Source organism: Candidatus Flexicrinis affinis (assembly GCA_016716525.1).
Classification (GTDB): Bacteria; Chloroflexota; Anaerolineae; order Aggregatilineales; family Phototrophicaceae; genus Flexicrinis; species Flexicrinis affinis.
Window position 1 is genome coordinate 1,706,536 of sequence record JADJWE010000001.1, and the last position, 19,262, is coordinate 1,725,797.

Annotated in this window: 15 protein-coding genes; 3 read left to right on the top strand and 12 right to left on the bottom strand. The window is 61.7% G+C overall.

Annotation, left to right across the window (positions count from 1 at the left end):
- Positions 1–86: 86 nt before the first annotated feature.
- The 3 genes from IPM16_07395 to IPM16_07405 all read right to left on the bottom strand — a co-directional run bounded on the left by IPM16_07395 (position 87) and on the right by IPM16_07405 (position 4,098).
- Positions 87–1,349, bottom strand: coding sequence for an argininosuccinate synthase (locus tag IPM16_07395; GenBank protein ID MBK9122934.1), 1,263 nt, complete (start codon positions 1,347–1,349; stop codon positions 87–89).
- Positions 1,350–1,562: 213 nt separating this feature from the next.
- On the bottom strand, positions 1,563–2,588 hold the full coding sequence (locus tag IPM16_07400) for a PPC domain-containing protein (GenBank protein MBK9122935.1): 1,026 nt from the start codon (positions 2,586–2,588) through the stop codon (positions 1,563–1,565).
- A gap of 136 nt (positions 2,589–2,724) precedes the next feature.
- Positions 2,725–4,098: an SH3 domain-containing protein gene (locus IPM16_07405; protein ID MBK9122936.1), complete on the bottom strand. Its 1,374-nt coding sequence runs from the start codon at positions 4,096–4,098 to the stop codon at positions 2,725–2,727.
- A 186-nt stretch (positions 4,099–4,284) separates the two neighbouring features.
- On the opposite strand from IPM16_07405, the gene IPM16_07410 reads away from it, so the two are divergent.
- Complete coding sequence (locus IPM16_07410; GenBank protein MBK9122937.1) at positions 4,285–4,590, top strand: hypothetical protein; 306 nt, start codon at positions 4,285–4,287, stop codon at positions 4,588–4,590.
- Positions 4,591–4,659: 69 nt separating this feature from the next.
- Here the strand turns inward: IPM16_07410 and IPM16_07415 are convergent, their stop codons facing one another.
- From IPM16_07415 to IPM16_07430, 4 genes are all read right to left on the bottom strand, one after another.
- Positions 4,660–5,916 (bottom strand): glycosyltransferase, encoded by a 1,257-nt coding sequence (locus IPM16_07415; GenBank protein ID MBK9122938.1) that lies wholly within the window; start codon positions 5,914–5,916, stop codon positions 4,660–4,662.
- On the bottom strand, positions 5,913–6,959 hold the full coding sequence (locus IPM16_07420; protein ID MBK9122939.1) for a GNAT family N-acetyltransferase: 1,047 nt from the start codon (positions 6,957–6,959) through the stop codon (positions 5,913–5,915). The genes IPM16_07415 and IPM16_07420 overlap by 4 nt, the downstream gene beginning before the upstream one ends.
- A 77-nt stretch (positions 6,960–7,036) precedes the next feature.
- Positions 7,037–7,702: an LON peptidase substrate-binding domain-containing protein gene (locus tag IPM16_07425; protein ID MBK9122940.1), complete on the bottom strand. Its 666-nt coding sequence runs from the start codon at positions 7,700–7,702 to the stop codon at positions 7,037–7,039.
- Between the two features lie 77 nt (positions 7,703–7,779).
- Positions 7,780–8,163: a VOC family protein gene (locus IPM16_07430; protein ID MBK9122941.1), complete on the bottom strand. Its 384-nt coding sequence runs from the start codon at positions 8,161–8,163 to the stop codon at positions 7,780–7,782.
- Positions 8,164–8,237: 74 nt separating this feature from the next.
- Between IPM16_07430 and IPM16_07435 the strand changes: the two genes are divergently transcribed.
- Together IPM16_07435 and IPM16_07440 are read left to right on the top strand one after the other, a co-directional pair.
- Positions 8,238–9,653: a glycosyltransferase family 4 protein gene (locus IPM16_07435; GenBank protein MBK9122942.1), complete on the top strand. Its 1,416-nt coding sequence runs from the start codon at positions 8,238–8,240 to the stop codon at positions 9,651–9,653.
- 32 nt (positions 9,654–9,685) lie between these two features.
- Entirely contained in the window at positions 9,686–10,852 is a 1,167-nt protein-coding gene (locus tag IPM16_07440) for a radical SAM protein (protein ID MBK9122943.1), read from the top strand.
- Positions 10,853–10,885: 33 nt separating this feature from the next.
- Here the strand turns inward: IPM16_07440 and IPM16_07445 are convergent, their stop codons facing one another.
- The 5 genes from IPM16_07445 to IPM16_07465 all read right to left on the bottom strand — a co-directional run bounded on the left by IPM16_07445 (position 10,886) and on the right by IPM16_07465 (position 19,253).
- Complete coding sequence (locus IPM16_07445) at positions 10,886–11,758, bottom strand: patatin-like phospholipase family protein (protein MBK9122944.1); 873 nt, start codon at positions 11,756–11,758, stop codon at positions 10,886–10,888.
- Positions 11,755–14,226 carry an alpha/beta fold hydrolase gene (locus IPM16_07450; protein ID MBK9122945.1) on the bottom strand — a complete coding sequence of 824 codons (2,472 nt, stop codon included), beginning with the start codon at positions 14,224–14,226 and terminating at the stop codon, positions 11,755–11,757. The genes IPM16_07445 and IPM16_07450 overlap by 4 nt, the downstream gene beginning before the upstream one ends.
- A gap of 72 nt (positions 14,227–14,298) precedes the next feature.
- Complete coding sequence (locus IPM16_07455; protein ID MBK9122946.1) at positions 14,299–15,249, bottom strand: glycosyltransferase; 951 nt, start codon at positions 15,247–15,249, stop codon at positions 14,299–14,301.
- Positions 15,246–16,205 carry a glycosyltransferase gene (locus IPM16_07460; GenBank protein ID MBK9122947.1) on the bottom strand — a complete coding sequence of 320 codons (960 nt, stop codon included), beginning with the start codon at positions 16,203–16,205 and terminating at the stop codon, positions 15,246–15,248. Before IPM16_07460 ends, IPM16_07455 begins: the two co-directional genes overlap by 4 nt.
- Positions 16,206–16,208: 3 nt before the next feature.
- Positions 16,209–19,253 (bottom strand): hypothetical protein, encoded by a 3,045-nt coding sequence (locus tag IPM16_07465; GenBank protein MBK9122948.1) that lies wholly within the window; start codon positions 19,251–19,253, stop codon positions 16,209–16,211.
- Positions 19,254–19,262 lie beyond the last annotated feature (9 nt).

Here is a 19,262-nt window from a genome sequence, read left to right on the forward strand (position 1 = left end):
TTGGCAGGAGCCAGTTCTCAGAATTCAGACTGCGGCGGACGACACAACGGTCGTCGCTCCAGAGGCTGACAACTGACTCCTGATACCTAATCCCGCTTGAACTTGCTGTAATCCGGCTTGCGATAGCGGCTCTGACCGCCGCCCTCCAGTGCCAGCATCGCCTCCACCTTCATCGGCAGGCCGAACAGTTGGATAAAGCCCTCGGCATCCTTCTGATCGTACACGTCTTCCTCGCCGAACGAGGCGTAATCCTCGCGATACAGGCTGTATTGGCTGCGGCGGCCAAGGACGATCACGTTGCCTTTGTACAGCTTGAGCCGAACGACCCCGGTCACGGGCTGCTGCGTGACGGCCACGAACGCATCGAGCGCCTCGCGCAAACGCGTGTACCACATGCCGTTGTACACCAGCTCCGCATATTTGACCGCGAGAAAGTCCTTGTAGTGCATGATGTGCTTGTCGAGGCAGATCGACTCGAGCGCCTGATGGGCCTTGTAGATCACGGTGCCGCCGGGCGTCTCGTACACGCCGCGCGATTTCATCCCCACCAACCGGTTCTCGACAATATCGATGCGCCCGACTCCGTGCGCGCCGGCCAAGCGGTTAAGCGCGACAAACAGGTCGACCGGGTTCATCTCCGCACCGTTGAAGCTGACCGGGTTGCCCTGCTCGAAGCCAATCTCGATCTCCACGCCTTCGTTCGGTGCGCTCTCAGGGGCAACCGACAGTTGAAACATGGACGTCTCAGGGCTGTTCCACGGATTCTCCAGCGGCCCGCCCTCGTGGCTGAGATGGAAGAGGTTGCGGTCGCGGCTGTAGATCGACTTGGTCGTCGCAGTGACCGGGATGTTGAACTCGGCCGCGTAGGCAATCGCGTCCTCGCGGCTGCGGATGTCCCACTCACGCCACGGGGCGATGACTTTAAGTTTCGGGTTGAGCGCCATCGCGGTCAGCTCGAACCGCACTTGATCATTGCCCTTGCCGGTGCAGCCGTGCGCAATGGCGTCGGCCCCTTCCAATTCGGCGATTTCGACGAGGTGCTTGGCGATCAGCGGGCGCGCGAAGGACGTCCCGAGCAAATACTCGCGTTCGTAGACGGCGCCAGCCTGCATCGTCGGGAACACGAAATCGCGCAAGAATTCTTCGCGCAGGTCGCGGATATACAGCTTGCTCGCGCCGCTGGCTACCGCCTTCGCCTCAAGGCCGTCGAGTTCTTCCTCTTGTCCGATGTCCGCGCAGAAGCACACGACCTCACAGCCGTAGTTCTGCTTGATCCAGTGGACGGCAACCGACGTATCCAAGCCGCCGCTGTACGCCAGTACCGCCTTCTTGATGCCGCTGTCCTTCATGCCCGTCTCTCCTGAGAACTAAAAAGACCCCGAACACCATGGTTCGGGGCCTGTGTGACCTGATCATGTGGTGCATCACCACGTGCCGGCAGCATCAAACGAACCGAACCCGGAAGGAATGGGATCGCAGGCCTCGCCGCACGCGGAAACGCATTTCGCTCAACATAACGCGCTAGGATAACGTGCCCAACGCATTTGTCAAGCGCATTGGACTTACTCCATTGGGCGAATGGACAGGTAGACCGTCATGCTGTCGCCTTCGTAGTACGAGTTGTTGTTGATCCGGACAAACGTCGTTCCCGTTCCGCCGGCCGTAAAGATGATGCTGCCGCCCTCTGCCCCGGACAGTGACAGGCTGGCATACGTGTCGATTTCGTACCCGTCGATCGATGCGCTAAGCGACACCGGATAGTCGGCAGACACGGTCAGCAGATAGCGTTCACCCTCGGTGACGTTGATGAGAACGGCGTCTTCGTACTGGTCGGCGAGGAACTCGATCGGCTGAGGTTCAGCGCTCAAGGTCAGAAACTCGGCCGGCGTTACCTCGAGAGTCAGCGACACGTCCTGCCCCGCGTACGGGACAACCACGAGATAGTAGAGCCGGTCGACTTCCAGCATCGTCTTGGGCAGCTGCAAGACCTGAACCTGGAATGATTCGGTCTGGTCGACGACGTAGCCGTCGGGATCGAACAGCGCCATCGCCGCGTCGAAAGCTTCGTCGCCGCTCAGGGCGATCGAATAGGCTTCACTGGTCGCGGTCAGCGCGCGCACCACCGGTGTGGAATCGCTCAGTTGGACAGAATCCGGTGCGCCCTCCGAAATCGCCGAGATGGTCTTGACCATGCTCAGCGAGAAGTCACCCGTCGCGCCCTCCGAGAACGGGCGCACGAGAACGGAGTACTCGCCGTTCTCTGGCGCGGTAAAGACCAGCAGGGAATTGGTGCTCGGCCCCGAGTCATCGTCGCTGGCAATTGAGTCGCCGTCCGCGTTGAGAATTTCGAGATACGGGTCGAACGCGTCCGAATTCAGGCTGAAGACGATCACCTCGCCGAGTTCTGCCGAGAACGGGAATGTCGAGGTCCCCTCAAGAAACGCGGTGATCGTGCCTTCAGTGAGTGCCGTGCGTTCGGCCTGAGCTTCTTTCGGCGGTTCTTCGGTAGCCTGCGCGGCGGCGATTCCCGCGACAGACATCAGTACGGCGATGAGCACACCAACCGTAACGATAAACTTGCGAGTCATAGTGTCACACTCCGTGATTGGGTAAGCAGCACATTCGTCTCTTCTGAGTTTACGACGAATCGCGAACCTCAGACGTTCCAAAATCAACGCGCCGGCACGCGTTGTTCTGCGTGCCGGCGCGCTTCAAACCCCTGGTTTAGCCAGTCACTGGCAGCGTGAAGAAGTTCACCGGTGTGGTCGCCGTGACGAACGCGAACGCGACCCAGCCGACCTGACCGGCGTACTCGACCTGCAGCCACGACGCATCCGCATTACGACCCAGTACCTTGAGTGTCGAGAACGGCGCGATCAGCCCGAGGCTGGCGGTATCCGTCGACGGACCGGTGCGGAAGTTCAGTCGCACGCCTGATGTCTCGACGAGGACAGCGCCGGTCGGGAGGCCGGTCTCGGTCGATTCAGAGAGCACGGGAACGCCGGACACGTTTGCGGTTGTCACCCACGCGGCGCTGACCCAGCCCTGCACCTCACCCGTGTCGATCTTGAACCACGAGCCTGCAGCGTTGCGCCCGAGAACTGGATAGGTCTCACCAAGCTCAATCTTTTGCAGCACGAGCGTATTGGCAGCCGACGGTGCGCTGCGCACGTTGAGCACGAATGCGCGCACGGTTGCGGTTGGCGAGCCTGCCGGGGGCTGTTGACCGCCAGTCGACGTCAACTGCGTGATCGAGAACTCGATGAACGCATTGTTGTACAGCTCGAGGTACTCCACAGTGATCACACGTGTTCCGGCAGCAATCGCGTAGTCCACGATGTACTCGGCGCCCGGAGACTCGACAAACCGGTCGATGATCGCCACGTTGTCGACGAAAACGCGCACACCGTCATCGACCTTAGCGCGGAAGCGGTAAGTGCCTTCCGCGAATACCTGCGAGGTGCGCCAACGCGCCGACCAGTACTCGGCGGGCATGTTCGGCACCGGGGCAGCGAAGCCCCAGTTGTGTGCCGGGCTTGCCTCATTGAAGATGGCCGCGGCCGGCTGCGCCAACGACGTATTCGGGAAGTATTCGGCCAGCCACGTGCCGGTTGGCACCGGCTGCTCGACGACGTTGAGGTCAGCCCACGTCAGTGAAATAGACGCGCCTCCGGTCCGTTCGCGATAGTCCACTTGCAGCTTGGTGGCGCCGCTGAGGTTGAGGTCAATCGTCAGAACGTTATTCGGTTGACCCGCATTCAGCGTCGTCAGCACGATGTTGTCGTTGACACGCAATTGGAACTCGTCGTCTGCGCGAATGCTGAACCGGTACGTACTCTGGTTGAAGAATACGTCGGTCGAGAACCGTGCAGAGAAGTTGTCGGCCTGAATGGACGCATCGGGCGATCCAGCGCCCCAATCGACACTCAGCCCGTTGGTATAGGTGGTCTCAAAGGCGGGATTGAAACCGGAAAGGAAGAGGTTGTTGTAGAACTGTGCTTTCCACGTGGCAGTGTTCTGAGCTGATGCGGTCGGCACCATCGCTGCGCTGAGCACGATCAATGCGACAGCGGCGAGGAAAAACTTGAAGCGGCGCATACGGCCTCCTAGCAAATTGTTGTCGTTGCTCACAACTAGCGTATCACACCGTCCCTGACGCTCGCTTGACGGGTGGAATACGATGGTCCGCTGGATTGGCCGCGGCCTCTCACTTGTCAGCGGCGCGCCAGCGAAGGTACAATCCCAGCCTTAGGTTGACGATTTATCGCACTGTGGGGAACGCTCATGGCGGCCGACCGGCTCTTCACCAAACGCGACGCGAAGGTTCGCGCGCACCTACTCCAGTATGCTCCGGTGTGGATCATCGACGAGAAGCTGGTTCCCTCCGATGAGTCCATCCAGTTCAACGTGCTGTTTCAGCACAACCTGTACGGTTGGGTCAATCGGCGTTATCTGTACGACGGCTTCAACGACGTGCTGTACCACAAAGGGCAGACCGTCGCGGACGACGACTTGGTCAGCGACGTGACAGCCCGCGAACCTTATATCGCCACGGTCGTTGCGGACATTCCAAACGCATACGGCGGCTGAACTTCCGCGAGATTGGCGTGTAGAATCAAGGGGCGCGGACATCATCCGCGCCTCTTTCGTGTTGTCGCACTATACGTTCAGATGCCTGCGTCCGCCGCGAGCGGCACGCTCGAAGACCTCGATAACCTGATCCACGACGAGCTTCCAGTCGTACTGCACGGCGCGGTCGGCCGCGGCGCGCGCGAGGGTATCGCGTAGGTTCGGGTCGATCAGCATTTGGCGAATGCGTTCGGCAAGCGACTCTGGATCGCGCACCGGAACGAGGAACCCTGTCTCGCCGTCACGTATCAGGTACTGCAGCCCGCCGACCGCCGATGCGATCACAGGCGTGCCGCTCGCCATCGCCTCCAGAGCCACCATACCGAAAGACTCGTAATCCGAAGGCATGATCAACGCTTCGGCAGCGGCGTAGAACACCGGCAGCGACGCATGTTCTTTGCTTCCGGCGAACTGAACGTAACCGTCCACGCCGAGCTGTTCGGCAAGGCTGCACAGCCGCGTGCGCTCCGGGTTGCCCGCCTCGCCACCCACGACCATAAGCCGTACTCCCGCGAGAACGCTAGGCTCCACTGTGTGCAATTCGTGCAACGCCCGCAGCAGAATGTCGACAGCCTTCAACGGCTCTAGACGTCCGACGAACAGCAGCATCTTCTCGCCGTCGCACAGCCCGACCGACGCACGCGCGACGTCCCGATTCATCGGCTTAAACTGCGACGTATCAACTCCCGGCGGCACAATCGACACTTTGCGCCGATCCACGCGATACAGCCACAGCAGTTGATGGTGTTCTGCCTGCGTCGCCGCGATGACCCGGTCGGCGTGGCGCACGATCTGCATCTCGGCCATCACACGTGGATCGATCATCGGCTGATTGGCGATACGATTCTTCATCGCGCCAAGGGTGTGGAACATCTGAACCCACGGGACGTCCCAACTGCGCCGCAGCACGTCGGCCACCAACCCGCTCAGCCAGTAGTGCGCATACATCACGTCGTACGTGCGGTTGTTGAGCGTGGCATACTTGTGGATGCCTGCCGCGAATTCCTGCGTCGCGCCGATCAAGCTGGACGGGTCGGCCGTGCCGTAGCCACCGGCGCGAAGCCGAATGACTCGAACGGTAGCCCCCAGACTCGTATCGACCTCGGGCTGACTGGCCGACTCACGACGCGTAAACACGTCAACCTGAACCCCACGCCTTCCCAACTCGCGCGAGAGTTCGCGCACGTAGACATTCATGCCACCCGTCTTGTACCCGCCGAGGACCGCGAGCGGGCTGGTGTGCATCGAGATAATGGCGACCGACTCAATCGGTTTCGCGGGGGTCATTTCGGCAGGACCGCCTTCAGCATGTACAACGTCTCGTCAACGCCGCCCATGCGATACTTGTAATCTTCATTACCGCGCAAAAAGTCAAACTCGGTATACCCCTGCTCGGTCGCATGCTGGATGAGATAGGCCAGCAGGACAATTCCGGGGCTGAGGTGGCCATGGCTCACCGAGATTCCCGAGTTGTAAACCATCACACGACCATTGTAGACGAAATTGACGTACGCGGCGGTCGGCTCTCCCGCAAGGGTGAGAAACGATAGCTGAAGCCAGCCGTTGCGCTGCATCGCCGGTAGTACTGAGCGGAAGAAGCGTACGTGATACGGGTTTTCGAGAAAGAGTGCCTTCTCCTGCGTGCTGTCCGCCATCAATGCAAGGAAGTTGTCGGTCGCACTGTCGAGATCGTCGTCTGGCGTGACGATGTGCCAATCGAGATCGGGGGATCCGTAGGCGATGCGCATCTTACGCCGAAGTTCGTGGCGATTCTTCTTGTCCAGCTTTTCGATGTAGTTCTCAAACGTACCGCTCAAGCGAATGACCGGACAGACTTCTTGAAACGTCTGCTCGACGTCGAACCCGCAGGAACGAAGCGCCGCACTCAGGCCGGCAATCGTCGCCGATCCTTCATGGATATTACAGATATTGATCCGGTCGAAACGTTCGGCATGTTCGCGCAGGACCTGTGCCCCGGCGTCAAAGACCCGTGAAGCGAACTCCGGTAGATAGATCATGTCGACGTAGTCGGTCACGTCAACGCAGCCAATGCCGCGGACGACACGTTCACCGCCCTCGCCCACCTCGATAAACCACGGTGCGATGCCCACCAGTCTGCCGCCGTCGTCACGCATGGTCGCGAGGAGCAGGTCCCCGGTTTGGTACGCGTCCCACCACAACGACTGCCATTCCCACGTCAGGAACACGGTATCGGTGGGGCTCTGCTTCAACAGCGTGTTCCATTCGGACTCAAGCTGCGTGAAAGCCTCGGCCGTCGTGTGCACTTCGATCTTCAAGCCGGTCTCCAATTGTGGTTCCAGGACGTTCATGCTCGATTCAAACATTGAGAGAAATTCAATTCATACTAGACGCGAGAACGATCGCAAATCTTACAATCATGGCTGCCTTAGCTCGGGGAAAACGGGCCGAGGTGGTCGTCCTGCGGCTCTGCCAACATCGCTTCGAGGAGAACGATCTCACGCCGGTACAGGCCGCGCAGGTCGTCCATCATCACCTGCAAATTGTCGGCTTCGAGCAGGGCCTGCCGCTGCGCGACGTTGATGTCGTGGAGCATGACGGCGGCCAAGCTGCACAGCGTCAACGGATCACTGGGGAGCTTGCGCGAGCCGGGCTGAATTCGGCCGGCATTCTCCAATACCTTGAGATAGCGGGCGATACAGCGGTGGAGGCCGTCGATTGAGTCCTGACGGACGTACTGCCCGGGGTTGAGCATCGGCGCGGACTCAACCGTACCCACCAAATATGACTGGTCGTACTTGAACTCGTTGACTCGAAACCGCTCGCGGCCTACGACGATGATGTTCATGCGGCCTTCAGGCAGCGACTGAACCTGCGTAATGGCAGCCGTTGTGCCCATGATCGTCGGCTTGGCTGCTGCACGGCTCCGTCCCTCCTCGGCCGCCCCCTGCTCGAGCAGGACGACGCCGAATGGCGAGTTCGTTGCGATGCAGTGATTGACCATTTCCTTGTAGCGTTCCTCAAAGATGTGCAGTGCCAACGACTGCAAGGGAAACAACACAAGGTTCAACGGAAACAACGGAAGGTCGAACATTGCCGCTCGTGACTGAAGTACGCCGCGATTATAGTCGTGATGCATGATCGTGGGTGAAATGTGCAGTGAACACTCATCTATTCACGCGGAAGAAATCGCTGAATTTCAATCAGGTAACCGCTTGGATCGCGCACGAACCCATTGTAGATGTGGTAGCGCTCATTCAGCTTCGGCCACTGCTCGACCTTTGCGCCACGCTCTGCAATTGTCGAAAAGAACGTATCGACGTCTTCGGTGACAAGCGTGAAGATCACGTTCGGTTGTTCGCTCACGCGCTGGGCTTCGATCGTTCCTGCGCGGCACACCCCAACATATGCCGCTTGGTTGATCTGATAGATCTTGCACCCACCTTGATCGAGCCACAAAGGAAGCTCGAGGATCGTGCCGTAGAAATGCGCGCTGGCATCGAGGTCGAGTGTATATAGGAACGTGATCTGCGAGTCGATCTTCGGCAGAGCCATAACTCCTCCAAATGTCATGCTCAACAATACAGGCTACAGTAACGATTGCGCGTTAGCCTTGCAAGGACGCCGACATGCGAATCACCATGTTCTCAGTCAATCCGCTCTACCCCAACGTGATCACGGGCGGGGCGTCGAAACATCTCCGGTCGGTAGCGATCCATCTGGGTGAACTGGGTCATCGCGTACGGATTATGTGTACGCGCATCGAAGGCAGCGACTCGCAGTTCTTGTGGCATCCCAACGTCGAGGTCCACCCGGTGCTGCCGTTCAAGCAGCCATTCCCGCAGCCCTACGCGATCAGCGGACATGACATGGCGCAGGTCGTCCAGCGCATGGGCGACGCCTTGCAGGACGCCGACCGGTTCTACGTCCACGACGGCGAACTGCTGTTTCCGTTTTTGAACGAGCGCGTCCCAACCGTCGTCAGCCTGCGCGACAACGTGTACCCCGAGACGCTCCACGGCGGCTTTCTATTTCGCGGCCACCGGCTCATCTTGATTAGCGAGTATTCGCGAAACTTCGTGCTGGCCACGATGGGCCGTTTCTTTCCCGAGCTGCACGAACGTATCGTCGTGATCCACAACGGGATCGACTGGAACACCTTCAAGCCAACGCCGCCGCACGGAATCTTGAACGTCATTCCGGTCGACCCTTCCAAGCACAAGATCGTCGTTCATCCGCACCGGCCAGAGGAGTCGAAGGGACTGCTGCAGACGATCGCCACTGCCGACCTACTCGTCCACAAGTACGGTCACACGACGCTACGCGTGCTGGCACCCAAATGGCTCGAATCGCAGAACACGCCGGAGTTGCTCGACTTCTACGCACGCGTACAGGTCGATATCGACCGCCGTGGCCTGAGCGAGCACGTGGTCTTTCACGACTGGGTTCCGTCCGCGCTGATGCCGGAGTATTACTCTCTGGGCGACGTATCGTTCTCGCTTGGCAGCTTTGCCGAAACGTTTGGTAACTCAGTATACGAGTCACTCGGGTGTGGGACGCCGGCGGTTGCCGCGCGCGTGACGACCCACCGCGAGCTGCTGCCGTCCGACCTGATCGACACGGTGGACTACGACGATCCCGAGGCCGCGGCCGCGATCACCGACGAGATTCTGCGTTCTGGTCGGCGCACATCGCAGGGTACGTTGGACTACCTCCGGTCTCACTACGGGGTGAAGCGCCAGCTCGACTCATACGTCGACGTCATCTTGAACGCCGAGCAAAGCACGCCTTTGACGTACCGGCACCCTGTCCTAGCCGACGACACGCCATTTCGCCTCGCGCCATGGTGCGTGCCGGCGCTGCGGGGCGTGTATCACGACTTCAACGCGACGTATGCCGACATGGGCGCGCTCGGCAACCTGCTGAGACAACACCCAACCGGCGTGAGCCGGCAGCAAGCGGCCCAGTCCGGTGTAACCACCGCAGAGTTCGACCGCTGGTTTGAGTCCGGTTACATCGTGCCTGTCAACAATACGACTCGTTGACGAATAGCACGCATGTTCGATATAATGGAGGTATGGAACTTACCAAGCCCACCCAAGTTCTGGAGTCGCTGGCAAGCCACGGCGACATGATGCGCCACGAGCATGACAGTTCGACGGCGCAGAGCAAGCGCGTGCCGCGTTATCAGTCGCATTCGCTTGAAGAGTGCATCACGAACTTGACGACGCCGCGCGGTCCGAAGCCAGTCCTCAAGTCGATGGTTACGACGGCCTGTGAACGGAACTGCTTTTACTGCCCGTTTCGCGCGGGGCGCGGCAAAACGGCGCGCGTGACGTTCACGCCGGACGCGGTGGCTGGCGCGTTCGATACCTTGGTGCGCGCCAAGAAGGTCGACGGGCTATTCCTGTCGTCCGGCATCATCAAGGGCAGCGTGACGACGCAGGACAAGCTCATCGACACCGTGCAGATTATCCGCCGAAAGTACAACTATCGCGGCTATGTTCACCTCAAGGTTATGCCCGGAATTGAGCGCGACCAGCTTGCGCACATGATGCGGATCGCCGACCGCGTTTCGGTCAATCTCGAAGCGCCAACTGAACAGCGCCTCGCGGATCTCGCGCCGAAGAAGGAATTCCTCGCCGAACTGCTGCAAATGCTGCGCTGGGCGCAGGACATCCGCGCCGCGAATCCTGACCGCAAGTTGGCGAGCACGGTCACGCAATTCGTCGTCGGCGCGGTGGGAGATACGGACCTCGAACTCCTCAGCCTCAGCGAGAACCTGTATCGGCAACTTGGACTGGCCCGCGTGTACTACTCGGCGTTCTCGCCGGTTTCGGATACGCCGCTCGAAAACGTGAGCGCGGCTAGCGAGACGCGCCAGCACCGGCTGTATCAAGCCAGCTTCCTGCTGCGCGATTACGGCTGGAGCGTCGAGGATCTCGGTTTCGCCAGCAGCGGATTCCTTCCCGAAAGCGTCGATCCAAAGCGCGCATACGCCGATGTCGTACTTCGCAACGCACCGATCGATCTTCAGACCGCCGACCGCGAACACCTCATGCGAGTCCCGCATATCGGGCCGAAGGCGGTGGATCGACTGATCAAGGCGCGCCAGCAGACGCGCATCATCGACCTCGCACAGCTCCGTGCGCTGGGTATTGCGCGTCCGGACGATCTCGCTCCATACGTGCTGTTGGACGGACGGCGGCCGCCTCAGCAGCTTACCCTGTTCCCCGGAGCGTAAGCGCGGGCGAATGGTCTACCCCCGGCACATGACCTAGCTGGTCGGATCAAGCAGCTTCTTGATAGCGGGAAGGGCGGACTCTGCGGCCTCGCGCCCGGCCTCCAGCGGCGACTCGAGATCGCGGAAGTTCAGCGACGCCGCATCGCCCAAGTCCGGACGGATCAAAACATCGGGCGGGAACTTGGCGAGCCGTGTCTCGTGCGTGTACCACACAAGTACGCGGAACGAGCGCCACAGCGACGCGCCGACACCGGGCTGCATATCTTTGCCCGACCGCAGCGTAGGCAGATTGAACGGCAGACCGATTCCCATGATCTGGCTCAGTGGGTCGCCCCAGGAGTGGTCGTTGTTCAGCGGCGGATACACATCGACGGCAACAATCCGCCCGCCGTCTTGCGACGAAAAGCCGCGCTCGTAGGCAACGCCCGTCGCCACGCTGTCGATCACGCCGCCGTCAGCCAACTGCATGCCGTTGCTGGGTACAGGCGGAAACGCGCCCGGTACTGCCGCCGAGGCTACGAGTGCCGGCACGACCTCGCCGGTGTCGATTACGACTTCTTGACCGGACACAAGGTCAACAGCAGTGACGACCATCGGGACTTTAAGCTGAGAGAACCTGATGCTTCCCAGTTGATGCCGCAGTACATCCGCAATGCGATTCTGCCGCGAACGCGCGCTGAACGGGTTCGAAAAGACTCGTGTGCCTTGAAACTCGCCGACGCGCTCGGCGAGATGTTCAGGCGGGTTGCCGGCCGCATATAACGCACCGATGATCGCGCCCATGCTGGTGCCGACGATGATGTCGATCGGGATGCTCTCCCGGGTGAGCACTTGCAGCACGCCGATATGCGCTACACCGCGGCTTCCTCCGCCCCCAAGCACAAGCGCGATTTTCGGCCGTGTCACACCGAGTCCCCCGTATCGTTCGGATCGACCAGCAGCCGGCGCAGCACTTTGCCTACGAACGACTTCGGCAGCGAGTCCCGGAATTCGATCTCAATCGGCACGGCATGGGGTTCAAGCCGACGCTGGCACAGCGCGATGAGTTCGTCTTCGGTGAGGCGTGTACCCGGACGAGGGACAACGTAGGCCTTGACGTGCTGACCGCCGTGACCGTCTCCTTCGACCGTCACCCCGACAACGGCCGCCTCCAGCACCTTGCTGTTCTCGTACAGAACCTCTTCGACGTCTCGCGGATATACGCTGTATGCGCCGCTGAAGATCGTATCCTTCTTCCGGCTTACGAGCTGAAAGTAGCCGTCGGCGTCCATCAGCGCGAGGTCGCCGGTATACAACCACCCGTCACGCAGCACCGACTCGTCGTCGTCGCCTTCGCCTTCTTCCTCGCCCCAATACCCGCGCATTACCTGCGGCCCGCGCACCCGCAGCTCGCCGATCTGGCCCGCCGGCAGCACGTCGCCGGTTCGCAAATCGACGATGTCGGCGTCGGTGTTGGGCAGCGGAACCCCGATGAATCCGACCTTGCGCGTGCCGTACAGCGGATTGGCGTGCGTGCTTGGCGAGGCTTCAGTCAGACCATACCCCTCGACCAGCCTGCCGCGGGTCAGCTTCTCGAATGCTTCTTGCACCTCAACCGGCAGCGGCGCCGCTCCACTGATACAGGCCTTGATGGTATTCAGGCCGTAACTGCGTACGTTCGGCGCGTGGTTAATAGCGGTGTACATGGCAGGCACGCCGGGAAACAACGTCGGTTTGTGCCGCTTGATCGCTTCCAGCACTTTGCCGACATCGAAGCGCGGGAGCATCACGATCGTCGCGCCGACCGCGATGGGCAGGTTCATCGCAGTGGTCATCCCGTAGCTGTGGCACAGCGGCAGCACCGCCAGCAGGATTTCCTTCCCGTACTGAAGATCGGGCACCCAGTGCCGAAGTTGCATCGTGTTCGCGACAAGGTTGCGATGAGTCAGGCAGACGCCTTTGGGCCGGTTGGTCGTCCCGCTCGTGAACACAATCGCGGCGAGGTCGTCCATAGCGACGTCGATTGCCGGCCCGCGCTCGACCGCATCCGCTTCGCGCAGGATATCGGCGAGAAACGCGCCGCTCTTGAGGATTTCGCGCCGCCGTTCAGCGGGAACCTCGTGCTTGACCAGTTCAGCCAACACAATCGTGACGCCGGGAATGGCCGGCCTAATCGCGTCGATCATCGGCAGAAACTCGTAAAGCGACACCAGCACCTTGGCTTGTGTCGACATGATCGCGTTCTGCACCTCCGGCCCGCCAGCGTCCGGATTCGGCACGACGACAACCCCGCCAGATTTCAGGATCGCATAGTACGCGACGATGAACTGCGTGCAGGTCGGCAGCACGACACACACCCGATCGCCGCTGCCCACGCCCATCCCGACCAATGCGTGCGCCAAGCGATTCGATTGGTCGTTGAGCGCCTCGTACGTCAGCGTCTCGCCCTGCGATATCGCGGCGATACGCTTGGGAAGCCACTTCGCGGCGCTTTCCAAGAACCGGTGCACCGGCTGCTTCGGGATCGGCACCGAATGCGGCGTGCCCGCGCTGTAGCTACTCAGCCACGGCCGTCGCGGCTGAAGCGGCGTCTCGCCAGTCGCCCGCCACGACGACCTACGCCCATCGTCTGAAATGAATCGGTCGATCGCACGGTTGACAGCGGTGTGGCGTTCGAGCTGCACGCGGTGCTTGGCCGTGCCAATGTCGACGACTTCCGAATTTGGAATCATGCGCCCAATGTCGTCAAACACAAAGCGCGGAAAGAAGTTGTCGCGCGCGCCGGTGATGACCAACGTTTCGCACGCCAGATTTCGTAGCAGCGGCCAACCGCGCCAGCGCCGCATATTGTTGAGGAACATGCGCTTCATGACGTGGATGTCCGCGTTCCAGCGCGGCCGCCAGCGCCATACCGGCCGATAAACCCAATTCGGCAGTCGAAACAACATCGCCGCGGCCCGTGGCAAAGGGTATTCCCCTGCCGTGGCGATCAGAACGAGCTTCGCGACGCGTTCGGGAAACGCATTCGCAAACTCGACGCAGATCGAGCCCCCAAACGAGTGCCCCACCACCACGAACCGCGGCGGCAGTCGAAGCTGGTCTACAACCGCCTTCAGGTCGCTGACCATTTCCGCCATCGTGTACTGCGTATACGGGGCATCGCTGTTGCCGTGCCCGCGCAAGTCGGGCGCGACGACGCGATACGACTTGGCGAAGTGGTTGATCTGGTACTCCCACGTATCGGCGCATCCCGCGTAGCCGTGGACGAACAGCAGCGTCGACTCGACCCCTTCGGGCTGAACGTCGATCACGCTCAACGAAGCACGGTTAATTTCGGGGATGTCCACCGACGACCGGTACAAATCGAAGTCCAGCTCGATGGCGGATCGGGTCATTCCGCGCAGTCTTCCGCTTAAGCTCATGGTCTCAACCCTCACCCCGGCATACGGCGGTGCGGCACGTTTACCTCACCGCCGCAGTAGTTGTAACACGGAACCGAGCAAATTGGCGCTCCACAAGGGCAGGTAGCGAGACGCCAGCACATACAGCCGCCGAGAGGTGGACGGGGCGAGGTCGTACGCACGCTCGAACGCGCCGCGCGCCGCTGTCCGGTCGCCGGCCTTCCAGTGCGCCAACCCGACTGTATGCCAACGTCCTGCTTCCATGTGATTAAGCGCGGTGTTTGAGAACAACCGTTGAACTTCGGGGAGCGCACGCGCGCGCTCGATCGTGCGCAGCCGCCCAAGCGCCACCGCCAGCTTGCGCGCGCTCAGGCCAGTGTCTAGTCGCCTGTAGCGTACGAGGACGTCCTTCAGCGCGCCGAAACGGGTGACCGCCGCGAGCCGTATCCACATATCCCAGTCTTCGGTCGGCGTCGGGATCGGCGAGAATAGCCCGACCGTGTCAAACAGCGACCGGCGCACCATCACGCTGGGAGTCACGCCGAACGTCCCATTCGCCATGACTCCCGCCAGCCATTCCTTGAGCACGTCGCCGCTGGGCAGCTCGGGATATGTCATCGGAATCGGCGTGCGCCCATCATCTTCGACCGGCTGACCCGGCCCATAGACCACGCCGACCGTTGGATCGCCGTCGACGATCGCAAGGCTGGCTTCGAGCTTCTGCGGGAGCAGGTTATCGTCTGCATCCAGGAAATGTATGAATTCGCCGCGCGCCGCCGCAATTCCGGCGTTGCGGGCAGCGGAAACGCCCGCGTTCTCCTGCCGGATGACCCGCAAGCGCGGCTCGTCGGCGTACCGCTCGGCCAGCAGGTCGGCGGTACCGTCGCTCGAGCCGTCGTCGACGACGATAATTTCGAAGTCGGGGAACGTTTGTGCAAGGCACGAATCGACCGCATCCGCGATCGTGCTGCGCGCGTTGTAAGCGGGGATGACGATCGAAATGCGAGGATCAGTCATCGTGGCACGTCCGGCGAACCGACCAGCCCTAGCGCTCGCAGCAGCCCACGAAGCCGCAGGCGGTCGATCGTGCGGCGGATCGGCGCTTTCCACGCTTCGGACCGTGCAACCGCATTGGCCTCCGCCGCTTTCTCAGCCACCCACACGACATACCGTTCGTGTGCGCCCTCGCCGATAAGCCCGGCCTCTAGGTCAGGTGCGAGGTGTAGGTCATCGGCCCATTCTGCGATTGCGCTGCGCATCGCGTCGGGCGGCGCGGGCGTAACGCTGTCGTGCAGTCCGTGTAGCAGACACACGACGTTCTGTTCGGCAAGCTGACGGGGGTTGCCGCTATCGCTCAAATTGCCGCCGTGCAGAACGAACATGCCGCCAAGTTCGTCGCTCAGGCACAGCTCCGTCTGCCGCATCGCCCGAACCACCCACTCCCAATCGCCGACTATGCGAAAGCGCGCGTCAAACGGGCCGACGCGTCGATACAGCGTCGGCGTGAACATGAAGAACGGTCCGGCGCTCATCCGCTGCCGGTGGCGTTCCTGCGTGATCTCCCCCGCAGGCGCGATCTTTCGCCGGCCGTCCCCGAAATCGATAACGAACCGAAAGTAGACGAAGTCATGCCCGTCACGTGCCTTGGCCGCGGCGTCCAACAGGGCGCCGCTGTAGCGCACATCGTCGGCGTTCCAGAACCCGATGACCGACCCTGCAGCGGCCTCGACACCGCGATTCCAACTCGCGTACAGGCTTTCACGGTCAACGTAGAGGATGCGCACGTTTGGCACAGTCCTCGCGAACGCTTCGATGTTCGCGCGCTCGTCGGGCTGCGCGTCGTTCGCCACGATCACGAATTCTACGGTTCGGGCCGCTGCACGCACGGCGGCGTCTAGTTTTGTGGCGGCAGCGAAGAACGCCGGCATGTGTTGTGCGGCGCGGTAAAATGACGTGACCAGCGAGATATCCATAGGTCAGCGCCTCATCACCGCGGCAAAATCGCCACCTGCAGCCAATTCAATGCGCGCGCCCGAGGTTGGATCGACCCACCCTACCCTAAGCTCCTCGCCCGGCCGGAGTTCGAGCGTGACTGTGTCGGCTACAATCTCCCCGGGCAACCAGCTCGTCACGGCGCGCGCGGGCGGGCCATCGACCACCACACGCGGCATGCCGGACTCGTCGATCGCCTGTGCGAAGCGCCGCAGTCCACTGCGGAGAATGGTACTGTTCGACCAGTAGAACGTGATCGTTCCGTCAGCGATCGCGTACGCCTCAAGCACGACCCCGTTTGCCCATGCAGCCCCGTCATCGATCGCCTGTGGTGGCGCGCTGTAGACTCGGGTCGGGGCTGCAACTTGCAGCGTGCCGATCTCGGTGCTGCTTCGATCGCCGGTCAGGATCATCGAGATGCGACCTGCCGCATGCGGCGGTACGACCAAGGCGTGCGATAGACGCCATCGGTCGCCGATCCGCCACTGCGTTACCGGGAAGGGACGATCCAGCGAGAGTGTACTGATCCCGAAGCTGTCGCCGGATTCGGCGCGCCACTCCACGCGAACATCCGACGGCACCGGCAGCACCTTGACCGTCCACACGACGTCAATCACGATTGTGTCACCGGATGTCGCAGCAGCAGGCAGATCGTTGACAAGCGCCGCGCTGACTGTGCTGAGGTCGTACTCGTCGGCCGACGCCGGCACGAGCGCCGGCTCTCCGCGAACAACCTCCAGCTCGCCAACGATGAATGTCACGCCGGCAGGGTTCCCTGCGACATCGACCACGTCGAGCGCACGGCTCATTGCTGGATCGTACACCTCGACCCCGATCGCATAGCGCCCGGGAGGCGTCCCGCCCGGCACGGTCAGCGAGGTCTGCTGCACGACGTACTGCTCCGGCCGCCAGTGCTGCGTCTCGAGTCCGCCCGGCCGATCGTCGGTAGTGCGTGCCACGTCGCGCCCGCTGGCGTCCTTGACGCGAACAACCGGTATCAGTTTGGGCGTGACCTCGTCAGCCGCCGTCCACGCAAAGGTCATGGCCGTGACCGAACCGGCAGGAACAGGCTTATCCGCGATCTCTGCATCGAGCAGTGTCAGACCACTGGCGAACTCGACGGGGCGTTCGAGCCTCGCGTCCGCGAGGACGCCACTCTCGAATCGGCTCGATCGCAACGGATTCGGCAGCAAGTCATACGCGAGCTTGATTCCGATGCCCAGTATCCCGGCGAGTACGGCGGCAATCACGGCACGCTGCACATCACGCGCTGCCTCGAACCGCGTCACGAATACGACTGTGCGCCGGCCGCGCAGGACAGGCCACAACCCCAGCACCCCGATCGTAGCAAGGATCGCGGCCGCGCTCGCAATCGTGGCGATTACCTGTGTGCGCGACGGCACGAGGCTGATCTCGACGGTCGATCGACCAGCCTCGACATCGACCTGAACCAACCCGACTTCCGGGCTCGGACGGACTTCGGCGGACTCGCCGTCGATCATCGCCTGCCAATACGGGAGATACAGCCAGTCGAACGTCAGGGTCGTGGGCCGTTCCGACTCGACCGTGACGCGCCCCCACGTATTGCGCCACTCCGCCGCTTCGATACTGTACGTGTCGCCATCCGCGATACGCGGGACGAACGTATCAGATGCGTACTTGTCACGCAGCGCAGTTTCATCAGGCATCTCCGAGGTCCAGATCGGGACGTATTCGCCAAACGAAGACGACCCGACAAACCCCGACCTCGCTTCAAAGTCGAGGGCATCAACCACCGACTCTGGCTGATGTTCAGGAAGCGGGGTGCGGGTCGTCATCGGCAGCGCCCACAGCACCATCGCTGCGACCGGTATCACGACCGCGACGGCCTTGCCGTTCCAGCGCACCGCACGAGAGGCGATGACAACGCCGCCGAGGCCGGCGACCATCGCGAGCAGCAGGCTCGCCAAGCCCAACAGCCGCGTCGGGTACTGGGTATATCCAATGAGCGGTAGTGTACGCCACAGCGCCTCAGATGCAGGGGTGGTCATGAACATCATCAGGGCGATGGCAGCAACCGACAGAATTACGAGCCATGCCAGCCGCGCTCCCAAGCGGCGTAAGCCGAAAACGCTGATGGCGGCCACCAGCAGTTGAGGCCAGCCAAGCGCGACCGCCGCCGGCGCTTGCTGACGCGACGGATCCGCGGGTGTGGGAACGGCAAACGACTCCCACGCGCTGCGCAAGTTCTGCGTGACGTCGATTTCGGACAACGCGCCGGTAATGGCATCGATCTTAATGTTCGGCGTCTCGCGGATAGCCGGGTACCAGTAGAACGAGGCAAGCAGCAGCCCCAACATCAAGGCGCCGACAACGCGCACCAGCTCCAACCCGCGCGATCGGCTGGCCGCTACGACGAACAGCCCGTATCCACCGATCAGCGCGCCGCCAATCACAGACGTGATGTTGTGCATCGGCACAAACAGCGCGGTCGACAGGACGACGGCGAGGAACGACCTACGCGACGGCGCGTCGGCCAGCAGCTTGATTGCCCACAACACCCACGGCAGGACCGCAAGCGCGGCGGTCTCGCTGGTCGTACCGCGCCACAGCGTATCGTAGACGATATACGGGGCGTAAACATAAGCTGCTGCCGCGACAACTCCGGCGAAACTGCCGGCCCAAGCCGTCATCAGCAGGTACATGCCCAGCCCCGCCACCGCAACATAGAACGCCATCCCGAACAGCCACGCTTGCGTGAAGCTCAGGCCGGCCAGATGGAGCGCATGCATGGGGTACAGCGACAGCGGTGAGTAGTAGTTGAACAGCGGCGATCCGTAACCGTACACTGTCGCGACCGGGAATCTCGGCCAGAGGCTGCCGTCCTGCATGGCGTGCTCAAGGATCGGGAGTCGATACAGGTGAATCGTGCCGTCGGCCGTCTCCGGCATCACGCCCTGCACGAACGGAATGATCGCCGCGCCGCACAGCAGCACGATCGCGGCGATCCCAGGCAGCACCCCAACGCGCGGGGATTGGAATCGAGACATTTAGCGGAC